Here is a 20,902-nt window from a genome sequence, read left to right as displayed (position 1 = left end):
GCGGGCCCTTTTCACATGGCGCATATGTTTTTGCCGTTCGCAGCGCCTGAACCCTTGGCATGGCGGGGCGGGCTTCCTAGTTTCGCGGCATGACGAAATACCTGCATACCATGATCCGGGTTACGGACCCCGACGCCACAATCGATTTCCTGCGCCTGATCGGGCTGGAGGAAACGCGCCGGATGGAGAGCGAGAAGGGGCGGTTCACGCTGATCTTCATGTCCGCCCCCGGACAAGAGGACGTGGCCGAGGTCGAACTGACCTATAACTGGCCTGCCGAAGACGGGTCCGAACCCGAAACCTATGCCGGCGGGCGCAATTTCGGCCATCTGGCGTTCCGTGTCGACGATATCTATGCCACTTGCCAGCGGATCATGGATGCGGGTCATATCGTGCACCGCCCTCCGCGCGATGGACACATGGCTTTTGTAAAAACGCCCGACGGCATTTCGATCGAATTGCTGCAGGACGGCCATCTGGAACCGGCCGAACCCTGGGCCAGCATGGAAAACACCGGCAGCTGGTAGGCTGTTTCAGCCAGAGGCGAACAAGTCGTTCGGCTCGCTTGCGGCACAACTGAACCGAAGCTAGACCCGCCGTGTTGGGGCGCGTGGTCAATCGGAAACGGCGCGCCTCTGGACGGGGGCATCGATGGTCGCAGGCGCGGGGGTTGTAACCCCGCTTTTTTCCATATTGGAAGCGGTTCGGCTGGAACTGCTGCTGTTCGCCGGTTTCTGGTTCCTGATCGGGGCGCTGGACGAACTGGCCATCGATGGCGCATGGCTTTGGCTAAAGCTGACCGGCCGAGCGAAAACGCGGCAATTGTCCGCGCCGCTGCCGGCCGAGCTGACCGCCCCGATTGCTTTGTTCGTTCCTGCATGGCGTGAGGCGCGGGTGATCGGCCCGATGCTTCGCCATGCATTGTCGGTTTGGCCGCACCGCGAATTGCGCATCTATGCCGGGTGTTACGTTAACGATCCCGATACGCAGGCCGCAATTGCCGACGCCTGTATCCGCACTGACGGATCGGTCGATCCGCGGCTTCGCATCGTCATCAATGAAACGCCCGGTCCGACGACGAAGGGCGACTGTCTGAATAGATGCTTCGCCGCGATGGTCGTGGATGAACAGCGCACGGGCAGGCGGTTTCGTGCCGTCCTGCTGCATGATGCGGAGGATCTGGTCCATCCGCAGGCCCTGTCGCTGATCGATGCAGAGCTGGATCGCGCCGAGTTCGTACAGATTCCCGTCAGACCCGAACGGCACGAGGCTTCGCAATTCATATCGGGCCATTATTGCGACGAATTTACCGACGCGCATGCGCGAGAGATGGTGGTGCGGGCCGAACTGGGCGCGGGAATACCCGCTGCAGGCGTCGGCTGCGCCTTTGCGCGTGACGCGCTCGACCGGATCATCGCGCGGCGCGGCCAGCAATCGGGTCCGTTCGATCCTGCTGCCCTGACCGAGGATTACGAGCTGGGCATGCTCATCGGACGGAAGGACGAGCGTGGCAGGGGCGGCAGCTTCATTCGCGCGCGGGCCGTGGATGGATCGCTGATCGCGACGCGCGCCTATTTCCCGCACCGGCTGGACGCGGCAGTCAGGCAAAAGGCGCGATGGGTGCAGGGCATTGCGTTCGACGGGTGGGAACAGCTGGGGTGGAGTCGCAACCCGCTGGAATTCTGGATGCGCCTGCGCGACCGGCGGGGGCCGCTGGTGGCGCTGGTCTTGCTATGCGCCTATGCGCTGGTCCTGCTGACGGGCGTGTTGCGACTGGGCGAGGCCGCAGGCATCTATCAGCCATCGCGGCTGCCGCCGCTGATCTACTGGATATTGATCTTCACCACATTTGCGTTCCTGTGGCGCGCCTTCATGCGATTTGTGCTGGTGGGCCGCGAATATGGCTGGGGAGAAGGCGTCGCCGCGGTCATCCGCATTCCCGTTGCCAATGTCATCGCGATCATTTCGGCGCGACGGGCGCTGATGCGCTATATCGCGGATTTGCGGGGTAAGGGGAAGGTCTGGGACAAGACCGAGCATGACCGCCACCCTGCCGAGGCGGGCACCATTTCGTGACATCGGCGGCAAGACGGCGGGGGCAGCCACTGGTCGCGCTGACCGGTCTGATGGGCGGATGGGTCGCCATGCGCGCTTTGGTGCCTTCGGGCGATTTTCTCGACGTTCCGGTGCCGCCCAATGTGGTAAAGCGGGTGGGCGAACCCGCGCCGGTGATGGCCGAAGCGGTCATTCCGGCCAGGCCAGAAGGCGAAGCAGGTGCGAGCGCGCCTGTACCTATTGATGCGCCGTACGAAGCGCGCACGATCCGCCCCTTGCCGTTAACGCTTCCCCCGCCGCCGGTGTTCTTTCCATCGCCCGCCGCGATCCCGTCACATACGCCTGTGGCCGTACCGCCCACTGCCCCGCCGGCTGCGGCGGTTCCAGCCGGATCGACCCCTGCGATCGCGCCAAGGCTTCTGCCTTTTTCGCCTTCCTCGCGCGAAGCATCGGGGCGTCGCTGGTCGGCCGACAGCTGGCTTCTCTGGCGCAAGGGAAGCGCGGGCGCCACGAATGTGCCGGGCGCGCTCAGCTATGGCGCGAGCCAGGCGGGGGCGGTGCTGCGTTATCGGCTGGCGCATGACACTGCGCTGCAACCCCGTGCCCATATGCGCGCGACGGGCGCACTGGATACGCCCGACAGGGAACTGGCCGCGGGTGTTGGCGTGCAACCGGTAAAGCAGCTGCCGTTCGAAATTCTGGCAGAGGGGCGCATCGGGCGATTTTCGGGCGATACGCTGGTCCGGCCCGCCGTGGTCGGCGTATTCGGTCCGCCACCGCAGGCCTTGCCGCTCAACCTCGATATCGAAATCTATGCGCAGGCGGGCTATGTCGGCGGCAGCAACGCCACGGGTTTTGCCGACGGGCAGGCGCGGGTGACGCGCAGCATCGATGTCGGGCCTGCCACCGTGCAGGTAGGTGCGGGCGTCTGGGGCGGCGCTCAAGAGGATGTGGAGCGTATCGACATCGGCCCAAGCCTTTCGGTCACCGCGCCGGTGGGCGGCGGAATCTTCGCGCGGGCCAGCATAGACTGGCGCGAACGCGTGGCTGGCGATGCGCAGCCGGCGTCGGGTCCGGTAATTACGCTGTCGGCCGGTTTCTGATTGCGACCATTTTGCGCCACCCGCCGATAAGTTTGCGATATCGCCGCGCCATGGGCAGACAGGAAAGCGCGCATGTTGCATAAGCGATGATGCAGCAAGTCGCTGTTTCGCCGCCCGGACCTTCTGAACCCCGCCATGGACGTTTATCTTCCCATTGCGAATTTGTCGGTCAACGGCCTCGTCATCGTCCTGCTGGGCGGTCTGACAGGGCTGTTGTCGGGCATGTTCGGCGTCGGCGGCGGGTTTCTGACAACGCCGCTGCTGATCTTTTACGGCATCCCGCCAACGGTCGCGGCGGCCTCTGCCGCCAGCCAGGTGACGGGTGCCAGCGTTTCGGGCGCGATCTTTCACGCCAAGCGTGGCGGGGTGGATTACCAGATGGGCGCGATGATGGTGGGCGGCGGTATCGTCGGCACCGGCATTGGCGCATTGCTGTTCCGCCTGTTGCAATCGATCGGCCAGATCGATGTCGCCATCGCCATACTTTACGTCGTCGTGCTGGGCAGCGTCGGCATCAAGATGGCGATGGAATCGGTGCCCGAACTTTTGTCGCACCGTTTCGAACGCCTGAAGCGCCCGCCGAGTAAAAGGCGCCATCATCCGTTCGTGACCAGCCTGCCGGGGCGTTGGCGGTTTTACAAATCGGGTCTCTATATCTCGCCATTGGCACCTGTGCTGCTGGGCATGGCGGTGGGCACTTTGACGATGCTGATGGGGATCGGCGGCGGGTTCCTGCTGGTGCCGCTGATGTTGTATGGCTTGGGGATGAGCGCGGCGGTGGTCGTCGGAACCTCGCTGTTCCAGATCCTGTTCACGACCATCGCGACCACCATGATGCATGCGTTGACGACCAATGCGGTCGATATCGTTCTGGCTGCTCTATTGCTGCTGGGTTCGGTTTCGGGTGCGCAAATCGGTGCCAAATTTGCGCTCAATGCGCGCCCCGAATTGCTGCGGGCGGTGCTGGCGGCGATCTTTCTGGCGGTGGCGCTGCAAATGGCAGTGACGCTGACCTTCCGGCCGGGCGAGATTTTCACCGTGTCGCCGCTATGAAATGGCTGGCGCTGATCCTTGCCTTTTGCGGCACGATAGCGGCCATGCCGGCGATGGCGCAGGGGCGCGATCCCATCCTCATTCCCGAAATCTCCCAGCACGAGGTTGTGGTCCGGCAGGGGTTCACCGGTGCCGATCTGCTGCTTTACGGCGCGGTCCTGCAACCCGATGGCAGACGGGCGGGCAGCGATACGCCCTATGACATCGTGGTCGTGCTGAAGGGCCCGACCGAGGCGATCAACCTGCGTGAGAAGCGGCGCATCTGGGGCATGTGGATCAACGCCGATTCGGCGCAGTTCCGTTCCGCGCCATCCTATTACGCGGTTGCGTCCACGCGTCCGCTGTCCGAGATCGTCGATACGCGGACCGCCGCGATCTACGAACTGGGCCTTGAATCGCTGCAATTGTCGCCCATCGGTGCGATCCGGCCCGAAGAAGTGTCCCGCTTCGTCGCTGGCCTGGTCGCAAAACGGGTCGCCAGCGGCCTGTATGTTCAGGACGAAAGCGCGGTCACCATCAGCGAAGGCGTGCTCTATCAGGCGCGCATCCCTTTGCCGTCCAGCGTGCTGACGGGCAATTACACTGCCGAAACCTTTGCCATCTCGCGCGGGCGAGTGATCGCCTCTGCCACCAGCGAGGTGACCGTGACCAAGCGCGGTTTCGAACGCGCGGTAGAGCTTTGGTCCCGCGAATACAGCCTGATCTATGGCCTGATGGCAGTGGCGCTGTCGGTGTTCATGGGCTGGGCCGCGGGGCGCATTTTCGCGCTGGGCTAAAGTCCGTGGAGTGCCTTCGTCTTAGCACCGCATTAACCCTGCTCCCCTAAGCTGCCTTGCGTAATTCACGGGTCGTCGCGTTTGGCGGCCCCTTAGCGAGGCGCGGCAATGAACGACCATACTTCCCGCTTTTCGGGACGTCCCTTTGGCGGCAACCCCGATTTTCCAAGGCGTTCGCCCTTTGGCCGCACAACCGACACGCCGCCGCAGGACGAAGGCGCCGCGCCGACCGAAGAGCGCCGCCAGCAGGCCGGTGCGCCCTCATCTCCGGGTCAAGCTTCAGGCCAGTCTCCGGCCATGGCGCGCCTCAACCGCTTTCGCAATGCCGCCCCCGATCCGGATCCGGAGATGCTGAAACCGGCCCGCCCGCATGTGCCGGTGCCGCCTCCGTCCGAATTGCCGCCCGCGCCACCCCAACCATCGTCGTATCGCGACGAGATGATGCGGGAAACCGGTGCCCCGCTTCCTCCCGCCGAGGCGAGCGAGCGGGACCGCATCTATCGCCCTGTCGAACCGCCCCGTCCGCCGATGGAGGAACCCGAACCGGAACCTGTGCGTCAGGCTGTGCCCGCTCGCCCGGCCCCTGCGCGTGCCGCGCCCGAAGCGGAACCGGACGCCGCAGCATTCGACAAGGCCGATGACATCGGCGACGAAATTGCAGCTGCCAACGAACCGGCAGAGCGCAAGCCAAGCCAGGCCGCCACGCCGATCGGCGAGGTGCTCGACATTGCGGGTTCGATGTCGCGCGTCATGCTGCAACGCGACCGGCTGGTCGATTGCCGGACCGACAGCGATCCGACCGTGCAGCTTGCCGGCCTTGTCGGTTCGCAGATCAAGGTGCGCGTGGGCCAGATCTGGCTGCTGGCCAGCGTGCGCACACAGTCGCTCGACCGCAGCACCGGCCAGATCATTGCCGAGATCGACTTTCTGGGCGAGGGTCAGGAAGAAAAGCTGACCGGCCGTGTGCGCAATTTTACGCGCGGCATCACCAACTACCCGATCCCGGGCGCAGAGGTCTATGCCGCGACCAATCCCGATCTGGCGCAAATCTATGCGTCGGACGGGCGCGCCAATATCCAGATCGGCAAGGTGTTTCCGACCAAGGAAATCCGCGCGGGCCTGTATATCGATGCCATGCTGGGCAAGCATTTCGCCCTGCTGGGATCGACCGGTACCGGTAAATCGACCAGTGCCGCGCTGATCCTGCACCGCATTTGCGAGGCTGCGCCCGAAGGTCATATCGTGATGATCGATCCCCACGGCGAATATAATGCCGCGTTCCGGGGCTTTGGCGAACTGCTCGACGTGTCGAACCTTCGCATGCCCTATTGGCTGATGAATTTCGAAGAGCACTGCGAGGTGTTCATCACCTCTGAAGGATCGGACCGCATGGCCGATATGGACATTCTGGCCCGATGCCTGCTGAAGGCGCGCGGCAAGAACAAGATGTCGGGCGGGATGAGCAAGCTGACTGTGGACTCGCCCATTCCCTACCTCTTGTCCGACCTGACCAATGCCATTCAGGAAGACATGGGCAAGCTGGACAAGGCGACGAATACGGCGCCCTATCTGCGCGTGAAGGGCAAGATCGAGGAGATCAAGGCCGATCCGCGCTACCAGTTCATGTTCTCGGGCATGCTGGTCGCCGATACGATGACCGATGTGATCGGGCGCATTTTTCGCATGCCCACGAACGGCAAGCCGATTTCCATCATCGACGTGTCGGGCGTGCCTTCGGAAATCACCAGCACGGTGGTCGCGATGCTGTCGCGCATGGTGTTCGACTTTGCGATCTGGAGCCGCGACGAACAGACGCGGCCGATCCTGCTGGTCTGCGAGGAAGCGCACCGTTACGTGCCCAACGAACGCAATTCGGACGGCAACTCGGTCGGCAAGATCCTGTCGCGCATCGCCAAGGAAGGCCGTAAATACGGTATCTCGCTGGGCCTGATCACGCAGCGCCCGTCCGACCTTGCCGAAGGTGTGCTGTCGCAGTGCGGCACGATCCTGTCGATGCGCCTCAACAACGAACGCGACCAGGATTTCGTAAAGGCCGCCATGCCCGAAGGCGCGCGCGGCTTTCTGGCCAGTATTCCGGCCCTGCGAAACCGCGAATGCATTGTCTGCGGCGAGGGTACGGCCATTCCGATGCGCGTCACATTCGACGATCTGGAAGAGCGCAAGCGTCCGGCATCGGAAGATCCGCTGTTCAGCGAGCTGTGGTCGAAGTCTGGCGGCGAGGAAGACGCGGTCGAACGCACAGTCATGCGCTGGCGCGCCCAGTCGCGCTAGCCTGCAAGCGGCCGGTTGCGCTGGCGCGCATCCCCGGCCCGGGCTAAGGCGGCGGCATGGTCGATCTTGCTGCGATTGTCGCGGATATCGGTGCGGAAATGGCGGCAGCCCCTGAAAGGGGCGTGCCCGCGCAATATATCCCGCCGCTTGCCTGTGTGGACCCTGCCCGTTTCGGAATGGCGGTTATAGAGGCCGATGGCACCTGCCATCTGGCGGGCGATGCCGATATGCCATTCTCGATCCAGTCAATATCCAAAGTATTCGCGCTGACCATGGCGCTGGGCCGCGAAGGGGATCGCATCTGGTCTCGCGTAGGCCGCGAACCTTCGGGCAGCGCGTTCAATTCGATCGTCCAGTTGGAAACCGAACATGGCATCCCGCGCAATCCGTTCATCAATGCGGGCGCGATCGTGGTGTCCGATATCCTGCTTGCCCGTCACGAACCGCGCGAGTTGATCGGGGAAATGCTGCGTTTTATCCGCACGCTGGCGGGGGACGAGGATATTTTCATCGACGAGGCTGTCGCCCGCGCCGAACAGCAGACCGGTTTCCGCAATTTCGCGCTGGCCAATTACATGAAGGCGTTCGGCAATTTGCAGAATGATCCGGCGCGGGCGTTGGGCGTGTATTTCCACCAATGTTCGCTGGCGCTGAGTTGCAGGCAACTGGCGATGGCGGGGCGATTTCTGATGCGGGGCGGGGTGAACCCGGAAACCGGTTTCAACATCGTGTCCGCCGAAAGGGCACGGCGGATCAATGCGTTGATGCTGACCTGCGGGCATTATGACGGGTCGGGCGAATTTGCCTTTCGCGTCGGGCTTCCCGGTAAATCGGGCGTGGGTGGGGGCATTCTGGCCATCGCGCCGGGCAAGGCAAGCGTGGCCGTCTGGTCGCCGGGGCTGGACGCCAAGGGCAATTCGCAACTTGGCAAGCTGGCGCTGGAACGGCTGGCGGCGCGGGCGGGCTGGTCGATCTTCGACGCGCCGGTGGCAGAGGGCGCAAGGTGAAGCAGGACATTCGCGCCAACTGGTCGCATGCCATTCTGGTGTGCCGCAAATGCAGCCGCAAGCAGGCAAAGCGCGGCCATGGCTTTGGCGGGAAAAAGACCAGTCTGGCCAAGGCACTGAAAAAGGAAACCGGCGCCGGAAAGGGCCGCAAGGCACGGCTTGGCATCGTCGAGGTCCCGTGTCTGGGCATTTGTCCCAAACAGGGCGTGGTACTGGTCGATACGCGCACGCCGGGGCAATGGCGGATCGTCAGCCCCGACGCCGATCTATCCGAACTGGCACGCGAACTGGCCGAAATGGGGGATTAGGGCAAGGCGATAATCGCTTGGCCATACACGGCGCTTGCTGCCATGGGCGCCCCATGTTTGAATTTCTGATTTCGCGATCCGCATCGCTGCTGCCGCAAGGCGCGGGCGGCCATCTGGGGTGGCTTCGCGGGGCAATCGGCGGCGGGCTGGCGATTGCGGTCGCGGGGCTGGTCACCATGCTGTTGCTGGGATCAAATGCGGCGGGATTCCCGGTCCTCTATGCGCCGATGGGGGCATCGGCGGTGTTGGTGTTTGCTGTTCCGGCCAGTCCGCTGGCGCAGCCATGGTCGGTCATTGGCGGTAATCTTTTGTCGGCCTGTATCGGGCTGGCCATGGGTCATGCGCTGGGCATGCCGGTGCTGGCGGGCGGGCTGGCGGTGGGCGCGGCGATCGCCGCCATGTCTTTCGCCCGCTGCCTCCACCCGCCGGGAGGGGCGTGTGCCCTGCTATGCGCGTTGGGTGCGTCCGGGGCGGAGGCGTGGGGCTGGCCCATTATGCTGGCGATCATGTTCAATGTCTTTGCGCTAGCGGGGACTGGCTGGCTCTATAACAATCTTACGGGCCATAATTGGCCGCACCGCCCGGTCGTGCCGACCGCGCCCGCGGCGGGCCTGCGCCACACGCGCGAGGATATAGAGGCGGTGCTGGCCGATTGGGACGAGGTGCTGGATATCGATGTCGATGATCTGGACGCGATCTATCAGGCGCTGCAACGCAGGGTGAGGGCGCGGAACAAGCGCCCTCGCTGATGCCCTTTCATCAAAGCCGGAAGTTGATGAAGTCGAGAATTTCGGCCGCGATATCGACGTCGCAGCAGCTTTCGATCCCTTCGAACCCGGGTGAGCTGTTCGCCTCGCAAATCTTGTAGCCGTCGCCGTCGAACAGCAAATCGATGCCCGCGATATCGAGCCCGAGCAGCCGCGCGCTTTCCAGCGCCAGCCATTCGGCATTGCGGTCGGGCTGGAACGGCACGACTTCGCCGCCCAAAGAGAAATTGGCCTTGAAATTATCGTTGACCGAACGCCGCTCCATCGCGGCGACGACGCGCCCGCCGATGACAAGGATGCGCACGTCGCGCCCGCGGCTGTCGGCGATGAATTCCTGGAATATCAGGTTCGCGTTCGACTGGGTGGCGCGGATCAGTTCCATCAGATCCTCGAAATTCTGCCGCCCTTCGCACAGGAAAACGCCGCTGCCCTGACTGCCGCTCAGCGTTTTGACGACGATGGGAAAGCCCAGCTTGCGTTCGACCAGACCGACATCGACGGGAAACTTGGCCAGCATGGTCTTGGGAATGGGCAGGTTGGCGCGGGCGAGAAGCTGGTGGGTGAACAGCTTGTCGCGCACGGTTTCGATGGCGAGCGCGGTGTTGAACGTGGGCACGCGCAGCCGTTCGAACTGGCGGATCACAGACAATGCGAAATAGGTCGTGCCCGCGCCCATGCGGGGCAGCAGCACATCGGGCAGGTCGACGATGGCCGAATCGACCATCAGGCTGCGTTCGTTGGCGGCGGTTACCAGCAGTTCGAACTGTTCGGGCTTGAACACTTCGATCTCGTGCCCACGCCTGGCACCGGTTTCGATCAGACGGCGCACTTCATAGGCTTCGGGCTTCAGCGCAGCGGCCGAGTCCTTGTACAATATCCAGCTTTTCATGGAGGGTATGCTCACGCAGGGGCGATCAGCGGCCAATAGGCCGTGATCAAGACATTTTGGGGACGTTCGGAAAAGGGGAGGAATCGCGGAACGAGAGTTGAGGGTCGCGCCCCTTACGTGCCGCGCGTGTCGCCGTAAATATGAATATGCATCCGGTCGGTCATGCGCAGCCCGTGCCGCATCGCCAGCGGGGCCAGCCAATGCATCCGATCGTATAGGGTGGCCGAATCGGTCCCCTCTGGCATCAGCTGTAGGCGGGTGGCGGGGATGCCATATTCGCTTTTCAGTTCAAGCACTTCGTCCAGATCACCGGGCTGTGCGATGACGAATTTGAAAAAGGCACGCGCGTCGCCGGCATAGGCCTGCAAGCGTTCGGGGATCTGCGCCAGATCGGGCGTGTTGCCGCTGTGCGCCAGCTTAGGGCTGACATTATACTGGTCGATCAACGCGTCCAGCGCGGGCGGTGCCTCTACCGTGCCGTTGGTTTCGATCTCCACATGCAAGTCAGGATGGATTTCGCGCAGCAGCGTCAGCAGTTTGGTGAGGGCGGACGCCTGTAACAGGGGCTCTCCCCCCGTGATCACAAGCCGTTCGGGGCCAAGTGCCAGAATGGCCTGCGCCGCGTCGCGTTCGTCCATCGCGATCTGGTTCGCCTTGCGCGCGAAACTTTCCCCGCTGCGGTGCGGGCGATTGTCGCCGGTAAAGCGCCACGTATAGGCCGTGTCGCACCAGTGGCAGGCGAGGTTGCAGCGCGACAGGCGCACGAACACGCTGGGCCGCCCGATCGACGGTCCTTCGCCCTGTAACGAGGCGAATATCTCCGGCTCGCCCGGCGTTGTCGTGGCGAGGACGATCGGCAAACCTTACCCCAGCCGCGCCAGAGCCGCCGTCAGCCGCTCGACCTCTGCCGAATGATGCGTATGGTCGGCGCGGGCCTTCTCAACGGCTTCGGGCTTGGCGCGGTCGACGAAATTGGCGTTCGACAGACGGCCCTCGAGCGACTTGGCCTCCTTGGTCGAGGCGGCGAGCGCCTTTTCGAGGCGGGCCTTTTCGGCGTCGATGTCGATCAGGCCTTCTAGCGGGACGATGAAGGTGTCCGCGCCCGCCGTCACCTGCATGGCAGCGCCCGCGGGGGCATCGCCGAATGCCACCGAAGACAGCCGTGCCACGCGGTCGAGCGCTGCGGGATTGGCGGCAATGGCCAGTTTCGCAGTCTCGCTGGGGCTGGGCAGGAATGCATCCAGCTTTGCGCCCGGCGCAAGGCCTAGCTCGTTCTTGGCACCGCGTAACGCCGTGGTCAGCGCGATCAGCCAGTCGACCTCGGCCTTGGCGGCGGGGTCGATGGCGGCTTGCGGTTCGGGCCATTTGGCAGTGATGAGCGGATATTCGTCGCGCTCGCCCAGCTTCGACCACAGCTCCTCGGTAATGAAGGGCATGAACGGGTGCAGCATGACGAGGATCTGGTCGAGCACCCAGCCGGCGACGGCCTTGGTCTCTTCGTCCATCTGGCCTTTAATGAGTTCCAGATACCAGTCGCAGAAATTGGCCCAGACGAACTGATAGATCGTGTTCGCCGCCGCATCGAAACGCAGCGCGGCCATCGCCTCGTCCAGCGCATTGAGCGTGGCGACGGTTTCGCCGATGATCCAGCGGTTTACCGCGCTGGTCGCGGTGGGTGCTGCGATGCCGGTGGATGCGGTAATGCCGTTCGCTTCGCAGAAACGCGCCGCGTTCCACAGCTTGGTTGCGAAATTGCGGTAACCCTCGACCCGCTTTTCATCCATCTTCACGTCGCGGCCCTGGCTTTCCATCGCGGCCATGAAGAAGCGCAGCGCATCGGCGCCATATTGATCGATCAGCCCCAGAGGGTCGACGACATTGCCCTTGGACTTCGACATTTTCGCGCCATCCGCCGCGCGGACAAGGCCGTGCAGATAGAGGCGCGGCCACGGAACCTCTCCCATGAAATGCATCCCCTGCATCATCATGCGCGCATCCCAGAAAAACAGGATGTCGAAGCCCGATACGAGCAGCGAGTTGGGATAATGCTTTTTCACCAGCGCCGTATCGTCGGGCCAGCCGAGCGTGGCGAAAGGCCACAGCGCAGAGGAGAACCACGTGTCGAGCACGTCATTGTCCCGCGTCAGCGCCACGCCGTCACCGGCCAGCGCCTGCGCCTCTTCCTCCGTCTCGGCCACGTAAACCTTGCCGTCATCGGCATACCATGCCGGTATCTGGTGTCCCCACCACAGCTGGCGCGATACGCACCACGGCTGGATATTCTCCATCCAGTTGAAGAAGGTCTTTTCCCAAGCTTTGGGCACGATTTCGATGCGCCCGTCCTTCACCGCCTCGATCGGGCCGACGGCCAGCTTTTCGGCATCGACATACCACTGGTCGGTCAGCCACGGTTCGATCACCACCCCGCCGCGGTCGCCGAAGGGCGTGGCGATGGTGCGCGGTTCGGCGTCGTGTTCGGTTTCGTTACCTTCTTTATCTTTGGTGACATGCGGGATCAGGAAGCCCTGTTCCTTCATGCGCTGTACGACCAGTCTGCGCGCATCGAACCGGTCGAGGCCGAGGAACCCGTCCGGCACCAGCCCGTCGGCAGTCTGCACCACGCGCGCCTCGCCATCGAGCATGTTGAGCATCTGCCCCGCCGCGATCCCCGCGCGCTTGCCGACTTCGAAGTCGTTGAAATCGTGCCCCGGCGTGATCTTTACCGCGCCCGAGCCCAGTTCGGGATCGGCATGTTCGTCCGCGACCACCTTGAACCGGCGGCCGGTGATGGGCTGCAAAATCTCCTTGCCGATCACGCCGGCATAGCGTTCGTCGGACGGGTGCACGGCGACCGCCATATCGGCCAGCATGGTTTCGGGGCGCGTGGTCGCAACCTCGATAAAATCCTGCCCGTTGGCTAATGTCACACCGTCGGCCAGCGGGTATTTGAAGTGCCAGAAGCCGCCCTGAACCTCGCGCGTTTCGACCTCTAGGTCCGAGATCGCGGTTTTCAGCGCCGGATCCCAGTTCACCAGCCTTTTGTCGCGATAGATCAGTCCCTGATTATACAGGTCGACAAAGACCTTCAGCACCGCCCTGGAGAAATGTTCGTCCATGGTGAATTGTTCGCGGCTCCAGTCCATCGAACAGCCAAGGCGGCGCAGCTGGCGCGTGATCGTACCGCCCGACTGGCCCTTCCACTCCCACACATGGTCGAGGAATTGCTCGCGGCTCATGTCGGTGCGCTTGATGCCTTGCGAGTTGAGATTGCGTTCCACCACCATCTGCGTCGCAATGCCCGCATGGTCGGTACCCACGACCCACAGCGCATCTTTGCCGCGCAGGCGTTCGTAACGGATCACGATATCCTGCAGCGTGTTATCCAGCGCATGGCCGATATGAAGGCTGCCGGTCACGTTCGGCGGCGGGTTCACGATGGTGAAACCCTCGGCATCGGGACGTTCGGGACGGAACAGGCCGTTTTCTTCCCAATGCGCATACCAGCGCGCTTCGATCTCCGCCGGATCGAAAGTCTTGGGCAATTGGGTGGCGGGGGTCGCAATATCGTTCATCTGCGGCGCTTTGCCAGCGCTGTGCCCCGTGGGCAAGCATCTAGAAACGCGGCAATCGCCAAGGGGAAGGGGTGATGGGTTGTGTGCGCCCGTCGCCAGACGCTTGTGAGCGGGCGCTTTTTCGCCCATGACCCGTCGCATGCGCGTATGGGCGGAATTCGAAACGCAAGAGGGTGACGGCGGCCCGGTGCTGGTGGTGACGGGGCCTTTGACGGTTTCGTCGGTCGCACCGCTGGACGATTACCTGCGCGCCAGCGATTCGCTGGCGGCGATCGATATCTCGCAAGTGCAGGACATCGACACGGTCGGCGCATGGGTCGTGATGCGCGCCGCCCATGCACTGGATGCGCGGATCGACGGCGCCAGCCGCAAGGCAAAGCGCCTGATGGACGCGGTCGACGATTGCGCGACCGATGCCGATATCACCCCGCCGCGGCACGGGGTGGTGGACCGCGTGGCCGAATCGATGGGCAAAATCGTGCTCAATTGGGCCAGCGGTGTGGTCGGCGTGGTCGATTTCCTGGGCGCGACGGTGCTGGCAATGGGTTCGCTGATCCGCCATCCGCGCCGCTTTCCGATGACCGCGCTGGTCCGGCAGTTCGAACTGGTCGGCGTATCGGCGCTGGGCATCATTCTTTTGATGAGCTTCCTGATCGGCATTGTCATCGCCCAACAGGGGGCTGCGCAACTCGCCCAGTTCGGGGCAGAAATTTACACGATCAACCTGACAGGACGGCTCGCCTTTCGTGAATTGGGCGTGCTGATGACCGCGATCATGGTCGCCGGCCGTTCCGGCAGCGCCTTTGCCGCGCAGATCGGCACGATGAAGCTGACCGAAGAGGTCGATGCCATGCGCGTGATCGGCGTGTCGCCGATGGAACGGCTGGTCATGCCACGCATGTTGGCTGCCATATTCATGATGATCCCGCTTGGTTTCTTTTCGTCAGTTGTCGCGATCATCGGCGGTGCGTTTATCGCCAGCGTAGCGCTGGATATCCCCTTCTTCACTTTCCTGCTGCGCATCCGCGAGGTGGTGCCGCTGACCGACGTATGGGTCGGCGTGATCAAGGCGCCGGTGTTCGGGCTGATCGTGGCGCTGGCGGGCTGCTATCAGGGGATGCAGGTTTCCGGAAATGCCGAGGAGGTGGGTCTGCGCACCACCATGGCGGTGGTGCAGGCGATATTTATGGTGATCGTGCTGGACGCGTTCTTCGCTGTATTTTTTAGCGAGATCGGGTGGGTCTGATGGCAAGCGACAACGCCGAACATCTGATCGAACAGGCCAATGATGCGGCCAATACCGATCACGAACCGCCGCAGTTCGATGGCGATTATCCCATTGTGGTCGACGGCATCACCAATGCGTTCGGCGATTTCGTGGTGCATCAGGACCTGTCGCTGAAAGTGCGGCGGGGCGAGATTCTGGGCGTGGTCGGCGGATCGGGCACCGGCAAATCGGTGCTGATGCGATCGATCATCGGGTTGCAGACCCCGCGCGAAGGGCGGATCGACGTGCTGGGGCGCAATATCCTCGATCCCGCCAATCGCGACGACGAAAGCATCCGTTCGCGCTGGGGCGTGTTGTTTCAGGGCGGGGCGCTGTTTTCCACACTGACCGTGGCCGAAAATGTCGAGGTGCCGTTAAAGCAGTTCTATCCCGAAATTTCGGAAGAGCTGCGACACGAGATTTCGCGGTACAAGGTCGTGCTGTCGGGACTGCCCGACACGGCGACCAGCAAATATCCTTCCGAGTTGTCGGGCGGCATGAAAAAGCGTGCTGGGCTGGCGCGGGCGCTGGCGCTCGATCCCGAGCTGCTGTTTCTGGACGAGCCGACGGCGGGACTGGACCCGGTGGGCGCTGCCGCGTTCGACCGGTTGACGCGCGAACTGGCCGATACGCTGAAGCTGACGGTATTTCTGATCACGCACGATCTGGATACGCTGCATGCGATTTGCGACCGCGTGGCGGTGCTGGCGGATAAAAAGGTGATCGCGGTGGGCACGATCCCCGAATTGCTGGCGACCGACCATCCGTGGATTCAGGAATATTTCAACGGACCGCGCGGCCGCGCGGCCGAAGCGAGCTATACGCGCGAAACCGGTGCGATGGACAAGAAGGGCCCTGCGGGGGCATAGGGGCAGACAGGCATGGAAACGCGGGCAAACCATATCTGGGTGGGTGCAGTGACCCTTGTGCTGCTGGCGCTGGCCGCAGCTTTCGTGATCTGGATCGCGCGCCTGAACGAAGGCGCGCAGAACGAATACGACATCTTTTTCAAACAATCGGTCAGCGGCCTCGCCCGCGGGTCGGAGGTTGCCTATGCCGGCGTTCCTGTGGGCAAGGTAACGCGGATCGAATTGTGGAAGAAGGACCCCGAATTCGTGCGCGTGCGCGTGTCGGTCGATGAAGAAGTGCCGGTGCTGCAGGGCACGACCGCGACGATACAGGGCAGTTTTACCGGCGTTTCGACGATCCAGATGGAAGGGGCCGTGCGCGGTGCGCCGCCGATCACCGAAAAAGGCCCCGAAGGTGTGCCCGTTATCCCCACGCGGCGTGGCGGGCTGGGCGAATTGCTGACCAATGCGCCCTTGTTGATGGAACGGCTGGCCACTTTGACCGAGCGTTTGACGATGATGCTGTCGGACAAGAACCAGGAATCGATCGAGGGCATCCTGCAGAACACCGACCGGATGACCCGCAATCTGGCCGAGGCGAGCCCGCGTTTCGAACAGACCATGGCCGAATTGCAGGGCACCTTGCGTCAGGCGACGCTGACCTTGGCCGAATTCGAGAAGGTCGCCCAATCGACCGACCAGCTTGTCAATGGCGAGGGGCAGTCGCTGGCGGACCAGCTGCGCGATACGCTGAAAAGCGCGGAAAGCGCGATGGTCACGCTGGAAGCGACGATGAACGATGTGCGCCCGGCCGCTCAGCAATTCTCGTCCAGCACGCTGCCCGAGACCGAGGCGGCGATCCGCGACCTGCGCGCCACCACCCGCGCCCTGCGTAATGTGACCGAAAAGCTGGACGACGACGGCGCGGGCGCCTTTCTGAACAGCCAGCCTTTGCCGGAGTATCAGCCGTGAGGATGAAGATGCGTTTCCTGTCCCTCGCGCCGCTTTGCGCCGGTGCCTTGCTGCTGTCTTCCTGCGTCAGCATCGGATCGGGCGCGGAACCGCCCGAACAGCTGATTACGCTGACCCCTGCCGCCAAGGCACCTGCCGGTTCGGCCCGCGAAGGCACGATCGACAGCGCGATTTTCGTGTTCGAGCCCGAGGTAGAGGACCGGCTGGACGTCAAGCGCGTGCCGGTGCAGATCGATGCGTCCAGCCTCGCCTATTTGCAGAATGCCTTTTACGTCGACCGTCCGGCGCGGCTGTTCCAGTCCTTGCTGGCCGAAACCTTGCGGGTCACCAGCGGGCGCTTGGTGATACAAGGCACCGATCCCGGCCTGCCGCGCCGCACGCGCCTGTATGGCAAGCTGGTCGAGATGGGATATGACGCGCAGGCCATGTCGGTCACCGTCACCTTCGATGCGGTGCGGGTCGATCCCGAAGGCAAGATCAATGCGCAGCGCTTTTCCTCGACCGTTCCGGGCATTTCGGCGGATGCGGCCTATGTCGCACCCGCGCTCAACAATGCCGCGAACGAGGTGGCCGGTTCGGTCGCCGAATGGATGAACGGCTTTAGCTGATTCTTAGTCGGCGCGGGTCAGTCCCGCGCCAGTAACGCGAATTGACATGCCAGCGCGAAACCGCGCGCGCGCGCGTCGCGGCGGGCCAGCGCCTCATGCTCCCAACCCCATTGCTGCGCCTGCCAGTCCTCTTCCAGATTGGCGGTGGCGAACAGCGTTTCGGCGTCCTGCTCGTCGCGCAGCGATTCCAGCGCGGCGATCAGCGATGCGGCAAGGCTGGACAGGTTCTGCACCGCAGCCAGCGTAAACGGGTCCATCTCCTCCAGCTCTTCCACCAGACGCGCGCGGGTGGCGGGGGGATGCGGCGTATAGCTGATGCCCGCAACGCGGGAGAATTCGATGCCCAAGCGCCTTTCGGCGGCGGCGACCAGCGGTTCCCACGCTTCTTCCTGCCGCTCGCGCAGTGCATCGCCGTCGTCCGCGCGATAGCACAGCGTGTCGGTTTCGGCGAAAGGCATGATGGCGGCAATCGCGGCGGCAGGGTCGGGGGTGACGCGGTCGATCGCGTAATCGGCCATATCGCGCAGCGGCAAGCTTTTGGGATCGATTTCGTCCCCTTGCGCGGCCCATTCGGCTGCCAGCGCATCGGCCATGGCGCGGGTAGGCACGATCTGCGGTGCGCCGCCCTGTGTCTTCATGCCACGCCCGTCCAGCGCGACTTGCCAGCCATCGCCCTGTGGCTGGACCGTCACTTCGCGGTAAAAACGTTTCATGGGCGCGACCGGTCCTGCTCTTTATCTGCCATTTCCCTGCGGGCGTTTTCTTTGTGGGCGCTCTCTTTGCGGGTCAGGGCTTCGCTGTTCCATGCCCTGGCCATCATGCGCGGCACAAGCAGCGCGTCCGCCATGCCCACGGCCAGCAGGACAAAGCCCAGCCAGCGGGGCAGGCCATCGGGCCATGGCACGTCGGACGCGGCGACCAGCAGGCCATAGACGGCCATCGCAACCCCGCCCATGCGTGCGATTTGCATCGCGAAAAAGCGTCCTGTCGCCGGATCAGCCATCTGCGTCTTCCAGCATCAGCCCCAGTTCCTCCACCGTTTCGGCAACCGCCTCTGCGCCGGTTGCCAGCAATTCCTCGGCATGGTGATAGCCCCAGTCGACCCCGATGGCGCGCACGCCTGCCGCGCCCGCCATGGCCATGTCGAAACTGGTGTCGCCGATCATCACCGCATTCGCCGGTTCCAGATCGGTTTCCCACAGCACGGCGGCGATCATCGCGGGATCGGGTTTCGACGGATGGTCGTCTGCGGTCTGCAAACTGCCGAAAAGATGGGCGATGCCATGCGTTTCCAGACAATGCTGCAGGCCGCGCCGCGATTTGCCGGTGGCGACGGCCAGTTGCCAGCCATTGGCATGCAGACGGTTCAGCAGCGGGGCGATCCCGTCGAACAAAGGCTCGTTAATACGGCCAAGGCGGCGGTGTTCGCGAAACGCGATGCGATAGCTTTCGGCCAGCAGTTCCTGTTGTTCGGCCGTGCTGCCGGGCAGCATCAGCGCCATCGCCTGCGGCAGCGAAAGGCCGACCGCGCGGCGGATCAGCGTGCGAGGCGGGGCAGCCAGCGAACATGCGGCAAAGGCTTCCTCCATCGCCTCGCACACATTGGCCTGCCCGTCGACCAGAGTGCCATCGCAATCGAAGATGGCAACGCGGGTCATTTACCGCGCGGCTTTCCGGCGGGCTTTTTGGAAACGGGGCTCCCCTTGCCCTTTTTCACGCCGCCCTTTTTGGGCGCGGCAGAGCGCTTGGTGGTCGGCTTGCCCGTTTTCGGCGCGCCGGCGGTTCGCTGGCGGCGCTCTCCGCGCCGTTCCTTGCGCATATCCTTGGCATGGCGGCGCGCTGCGATCTTCTTTTCTTCGCGCGTGGGCGGGGGCGGGCCTTCTTCGGGCAGGGCGTCGCTCACCGTCTTGTCGAAACCCAGCTGTTCCATGCTGGCGGCGAAGTGATCGGGCAGCGGCGCGGTGACATCCAGCGGCACGCCATCCGGGTGATCGATGATCAGGCGGCGCGCATGAAGGTGCATCTTGCGGCTGATGCTGCCCGTCAGGAACGCGGCCTGACCGCCATATTTGCCGTCGCCCACGATGGGATGGCCGATCGCAGCCATATGCACGCGCAGCTGGTGCGTGCGGCCCGTCAGCGGTTCCAGCTCTACCCAGGCGGCCTTGTTCCCGGCGCGGTCGACCACGCGATATTTGGTGCGCGCGGGCTGTCCCTCCTCGTCGGGCATCATTTTTTCGCCGCCGGTGCCGGGCTGTTTCGCCAGCGCCAGATCGATCGTGCCGGCCGCGATATCGGGCACGCCCGTTACCAGCGCCCAATAGATCTTCTTGGCGCTTCGGCCCGAAAAGCGTTTCGAGAAAAACGCCGCGCTGCCCGGAGTTGCCGCCGTCAGCAGCACGCCGCTGGTATCCTTGTCCAGCCGGTGGACGAGGCGGGGGCGGGGCACTTTCGAATCCTCTTCGGGCACGAAGGCTTCGAGCAGCCGGTCGACATGATGCTTGGTGCCGGTGCCGCCTTGCGTGGCAAGGCCTGGCGGCTTGTTCAGCACGATGGCCGCGCGGTCGCGGTGCAGCACCATGGCGTCCGCTTCGGCCAGCTCATCCTCGGTCAGTTGGATGCGCTGACGTTTCGGTGCGCCGCCACTGGCGCTTTCGCCGCCGGGGGGGACGCGGATTTCCTGACCCGCGCTGATGCGATCCTCTGGGCGGGCACGTTTGCCGTCGACGCGGATCTGGCCGGTGCGCGCCCATCGCGAGATGGTGTTAAACCCGATTTGCGGCAGATGCCGTTTGAACCAGCGGTCCAGACGCGCGCCATCGTCGTCATGGCCGACGGTAAAGCGGCGGATCGTATCTTCGGGAGCCAAAGGTCCATCGGCCATTACAGCGTGCCTCTTACAAAAGTGATGCCCGCGATCAGGCCTGCGATGCCCAGCACCAGCGATGCAGCGATATAGGCCAGTGCCAGCCCTGCCTCTCCCCGTTGCCACAGCAGCACCGTTTCCATCGAAAAGCTGGAGAAAGTGGTGAATCCGCCCAAAAGGCCCACGCCGATCAGCAGGCGCCAGTTTTCGGGGGGCCCGATCACGCCGCCACCCAATATACCGGCGCCCGAGTCGTGGCGGGCCAGCCACGCGACCAGCATGCCCATCGCGGCGCTGCCCAGCGCATTGGCGGCCAGCGTCGCCCATGGAAAGGCCATGGCCTGCGCGGGCGCGAGATGGGCGATCAGCCGCCCCAGATGAAAGCGCAGCACGGCCCCTGTCCCGCCGCCAAGCGCGACAAGCAGGGATGCGGACAGCGATGAAAGCGGCGTTGCCATGGAACCCTTGCGTTTAACGGGCCGAAGCGCCTTGCGAAAGAGGCACGCGCCGTTCCCGGTC

General features: G+C 63.7%; 21 protein-coding genes. 13 read left to right on the top strand and 8 right to left on the bottom strand.

What is annotated here, in order from left to right; all coding sequences use genetic code 11:
- Window positions 1-89 precede the first annotated feature (89 nt).
- The 9 genes from LOZ77_RS09645 to LOZ77_RS09605 all read left to right on the top strand — a co-directional run bounded on the left by LOZ77_RS09645 (window position 90) and on the right by LOZ77_RS09605 (window position 9,343).
- Window positions 90-527, top strand: coding sequence for a VOC family protein (locus tag LOZ77_RS09645; protein WP_230278968.1), 438 nt, complete (start codon window positions 90-92; stop codon window positions 525-527).
- 124 nt (window positions 528-651) lie between these two features.
- Window positions 652-2,076: a glycosyl transferase family protein gene (locus tag LOZ77_RS09640; RefSeq protein WP_230278967.1), complete on the top strand. Its 1,425-nt coding sequence runs from the start codon at window positions 652-654 to the stop codon at window positions 2,074-2,076.
- Window positions 2,073-3,158 (top strand): hypothetical protein, encoded by a 1,086-nt coding sequence (locus LOZ77_RS09635; RefSeq protein ID WP_230278966.1) that lies wholly within the window; start codon window positions 2,073-2,075, stop codon window positions 3,156-3,158. The genes LOZ77_RS09640 and LOZ77_RS09635 overlap by 4 nt, the downstream gene beginning before the upstream one ends.
- A gap of 135 nt (window positions 3,159-3,293) precedes the next feature.
- Window positions 3,294-4,211 (top strand): sulfite exporter TauE/SafE family protein, encoded by a 918-nt coding sequence (locus tag LOZ77_RS09630; protein WP_230278965.1) that lies wholly within the window; start codon window positions 3,294-3,296, stop codon window positions 4,209-4,211.
- The gene (locus LOZ77_RS09625; RefSeq protein ID WP_370637991.1) at window positions 4,208-4,987 is read left to right on the top strand and encodes a TIGR02186 family protein; all 780 of its coding nucleotides are present in this window, start codon (window positions 4,208-4,210) and stop codon (window positions 4,985-4,987) included. The genes LOZ77_RS09630 and LOZ77_RS09625 overlap by 4 nt, the downstream gene beginning before the upstream one ends.
- Before the next feature lie 654 nt (window positions 4,988-5,641).
- Window positions 5,642-7,279 carry an ATP-binding protein gene (locus tag LOZ77_RS09620; RefSeq protein ID WP_370638079.1) on the top strand — a complete coding sequence of 546 codons (1,638 nt, stop codon included), beginning with the start codon at window positions 5,642-5,644 and terminating at the stop codon, window positions 7,277-7,279.
- A gap of 56 nt (window positions 7,280-7,335) precedes the next feature.
- On the top strand, window positions 7,336-8,286 hold the full coding sequence (locus LOZ77_RS09615; protein WP_230278964.1) for a glutaminase: 951 nt from the start codon (window positions 7,336-7,338) through the stop codon (window positions 8,284-8,286).
- Window positions 8,283-8,594 (top strand): (2Fe-2S) ferredoxin domain-containing protein, encoded by a 312-nt coding sequence (locus LOZ77_RS09610; protein WP_230278963.1) that lies wholly within the window; start codon window positions 8,283-8,285, stop codon window positions 8,592-8,594. Before LOZ77_RS09615 ends, LOZ77_RS09610 begins: the two co-directional genes overlap by 4 nt.
- Window positions 8,595-8,647: 53 nt before the next feature.
- Window positions 8,648-9,343 (top strand): HPP family protein, encoded by a 696-nt coding sequence (locus LOZ77_RS09605; RefSeq protein ID WP_230278962.1) that lies wholly within the window; start codon window positions 8,648-8,650, stop codon window positions 9,341-9,343.
- Between the two features lie 10 nt (window positions 9,344-9,353).
- Here the strand turns inward: LOZ77_RS09605 and LOZ77_RS09600 are convergent, their stop codons facing one another.
- The 3 genes from LOZ77_RS09600 to LOZ77_RS09590 form a co-directional block, all read right to left on the bottom strand.
- The gene (locus LOZ77_RS09600; protein WP_230278961.1) at window positions 9,354-10,265 is read right to left on the bottom strand and encodes a RimK family alpha-L-glutamate ligase; all 912 of its coding nucleotides are present in this window, start codon (window positions 10,263-10,265) and stop codon (window positions 9,354-9,356) included.
- Between the two features lie 98 nt (window positions 10,266-10,363).
- Complete coding sequence (locus tag LOZ77_RS09595) at window positions 10,364-11,110, bottom strand: 7-carboxy-7-deazaguanine synthase QueE (RefSeq protein WP_230278960.1); 747 nt, start codon at window positions 11,108-11,110, stop codon at window positions 10,364-10,366.
- 3 nt (window positions 11,111-11,113) lie between these two features.
- Entirely contained in the window at window positions 11,114-13,822 is a 2,709-nt protein-coding gene (locus LOZ77_RS09590; protein ID WP_230278959.1) for a valine--tRNA ligase, read from the bottom strand.
- Between the two features lie 139 nt (window positions 13,823-13,961).
- Here LOZ77_RS09590 and LOZ77_RS09585 point away from each other — a divergent pair, with 139 nt between their 5' ends.
- Genes LOZ77_RS09585 through LOZ77_RS09570 form a run of 4 tightly spaced genes read left to right on the top strand, consistent with a single transcriptional unit; the run spans window position 13,962 to window position 17,517 of the window.
- Window positions 13,962-15,068, top strand: coding sequence for an ABC transporter permease (locus tag LOZ77_RS09585; protein ID WP_230281831.1), 1,107 nt, complete (start codon window positions 13,962-13,964; stop codon window positions 15,066-15,068).
- Complete coding sequence (locus LOZ77_RS09580; RefSeq protein WP_230278958.1) at window positions 15,068-15,958, top strand: ABC transporter ATP-binding protein; 891 nt, start codon at window positions 15,068-15,070, stop codon at window positions 15,956-15,958. The genes LOZ77_RS09585 and LOZ77_RS09580 overlap by 1 nt, the downstream gene beginning before the upstream one ends.
- Window positions 15,959-15,970: 12 nt before the next feature.
- Window positions 15,971-16,909, top strand: coding sequence for an MlaD family protein (locus LOZ77_RS09575; RefSeq protein ID WP_230278957.1), 939 nt, complete (start codon window positions 15,971-15,973; stop codon window positions 16,907-16,909).
- Between the two features lie 2 nt (window positions 16,910-16,911).
- On the top strand, window positions 16,912-17,517 hold the full coding sequence (locus tag LOZ77_RS09570; protein ID WP_230281830.1) for an ABC-type transport auxiliary lipoprotein family protein: 606 nt from the start codon (window positions 16,912-16,914) through the stop codon (window positions 17,515-17,517).
- A gap of 17 nt (window positions 17,518-17,534) precedes the next feature.
- Here the strand turns inward: LOZ77_RS09570 and LOZ77_RS09565 are convergent, their stop codons facing one another.
- The 5 genes from LOZ77_RS09565 to crcB are packed head-to-tail and all read right to left on the bottom strand — an operon-like array spanning window position 17,535 to window position 20,841.
- Complete coding sequence (locus tag LOZ77_RS09565) at window positions 17,535-18,230, bottom strand: ATP12 family chaperone protein (RefSeq protein WP_230278956.1); 696 nt, start codon at window positions 18,228-18,230, stop codon at window positions 17,535-17,537.
- Window positions 18,227-18,520: a hypothetical protein gene (locus LOZ77_RS09560; RefSeq protein WP_230278955.1), complete on the bottom strand. Its 294-nt coding sequence runs from the start codon at window positions 18,518-18,520 to the stop codon at window positions 18,227-18,229. Before LOZ77_RS09560 ends, LOZ77_RS09565 begins: the two co-directional genes overlap by 4 nt.
- Entirely contained in the window at window positions 18,513-19,175 is a 663-nt protein-coding gene (locus LOZ77_RS09555; protein ID WP_230278954.1) for an HAD-IA family hydrolase, read from the bottom strand. Before LOZ77_RS09555 ends, LOZ77_RS09560 begins: the two co-directional genes overlap by 8 nt.
- Window positions 19,172-20,401: an RluA family pseudouridine synthase gene (locus tag LOZ77_RS09550; RefSeq protein WP_230278953.1), complete on the bottom strand. Its 1,230-nt coding sequence runs from the start codon at window positions 20,399-20,401 to the stop codon at window positions 19,172-19,174. The genes LOZ77_RS09555 and LOZ77_RS09550 overlap by 4 nt, the downstream gene beginning before the upstream one ends.
- On the bottom strand, window positions 20,401-20,841 hold the full coding sequence (gene crcB, locus LOZ77_RS09545) for a fluoride efflux transporter CrcB (RefSeq protein WP_230278952.1): 441 nt from the start codon (window positions 20,839-20,841) through the stop codon (window positions 20,401-20,403). The genes LOZ77_RS09550 and crcB overlap by 1 nt, the downstream gene beginning before the upstream one ends.
- Window positions 20,842-20,902: the final 61 nt, after the last annotated feature.

Origin of the sequence: Croceicoccus sp. Ery15, from assembly GCF_020985305.1 — a bacterium.
Taxonomy (GTDB): Bacteria; Pseudomonadota; Alphaproteobacteria; order Sphingomonadales; family Sphingomonadaceae; genus Croceicoccus.
The sequence above is the reverse complement of the archived record's forward strand: the minus strand, read 5'-3'. Positions and strand labels throughout refer to the sequence as shown.

Excerpts from the sequence above, each read along its gene's own strand:
- LOZ77_RS09555 (WP_230278954.1), bottom strand. The coding sequence starts at position 19,175 with ATGACCCGCGTTGCCATCTTCGATTGCGATGGCACTCTGGTCGACGGG.
- LOZ77_RS09585 (WP_230281831.1), top strand. The coding sequence starts at position 13,962 with ATGCGCGTATGGGCGGAATTCGAAACGCAAGAGGGTGACGGCGGCCCG.
- LOZ77_RS09550 (WP_230278953.1), bottom strand. The coding sequence starts at position 20,401 with ATGGCCGATGGACCTTTGGCTCCCGAAGATACGATCCGCCGCTTTACC.
- LOZ77_RS09605 (WP_230278962.1), top strand. The coding sequence starts at position 8,648 with ATGTTTGAATTTCTGATTTCGCGATCCGCATCGCTGCTGCCGCAAGGC.
- LOZ77_RS09570 (WP_230281830.1), top strand. The coding sequence starts at position 16,912 with ATGAAGATGCGTTTCCTGTCCCTCGCGCCGCTTTGCGCCGGTGCCTTG.
- LOZ77_RS09615 (WP_230278964.1), top strand. The coding sequence starts at position 7,336 with ATGGTCGATCTTGCTGCGATTGTCGCGGATATCGGTGCGGAAATGGCG.
- LOZ77_RS09625 (WP_370637991.1), top strand. The coding sequence starts at position 4,208 with ATGAAATGGCTGGCGCTGATCCTTGCCTTTTGCGGCACGATAGCGGCC.
- LOZ77_RS09560 (WP_230278955.1), bottom strand. The coding sequence starts at position 18,520 with ATGGCTGATCCGGCGACAGGACGCTTTTTCGCGATGCAAATCGCACGC.
- LOZ77_RS09575 (WP_230278957.1), top strand. The coding sequence starts at position 15,971 with ATGGAAACGCGGGCAAACCATATCTGGGTGGGTGCAGTGACCCTTGTG.
- LOZ77_RS09640 (WP_230278967.1), top strand. The coding sequence starts at position 652 with ATGGTCGCAGGCGCGGGGGTTGTAACCCCGCTTTTTTCCATATTGGAA.
- LOZ77_RS09565 (WP_230278956.1), bottom strand. The coding sequence starts at position 18,230 with ATGAAACGTTTTTACCGCGAAGTGACGGTCCAGCCACAGGGCGATGGC.
- LOZ77_RS09590 (WP_230278959.1), bottom strand. The coding sequence starts at position 13,822 with ATGAACGATATTGCGACCCCCGCCACCCAATTGCCCAAGACTTTCGAT.
- LOZ77_RS09645 (WP_230278968.1), top strand. The coding sequence starts at position 90 with ATGACGAAATACCTGCATACCATGATCCGGGTTACGGACCCCGACGCC.
- LOZ77_RS09580 (WP_230278958.1), top strand. The coding sequence starts at position 15,068 with ATGGCAAGCGACAACGCCGAACATCTGATCGAACAGGCCAATGATGCG.
- LOZ77_RS09630 (WP_230278965.1), top strand. The coding sequence starts at position 3,294 with ATGGACGTTTATCTTCCCATTGCGAATTTGTCGGTCAACGGCCTCGTC.
- crcB (WP_230278952.1), bottom strand. The coding sequence starts at position 20,841 with ATGGCAACGCCGCTTTCATCGCTGTCCGCATCCCTGCTTGTCGCGCTT.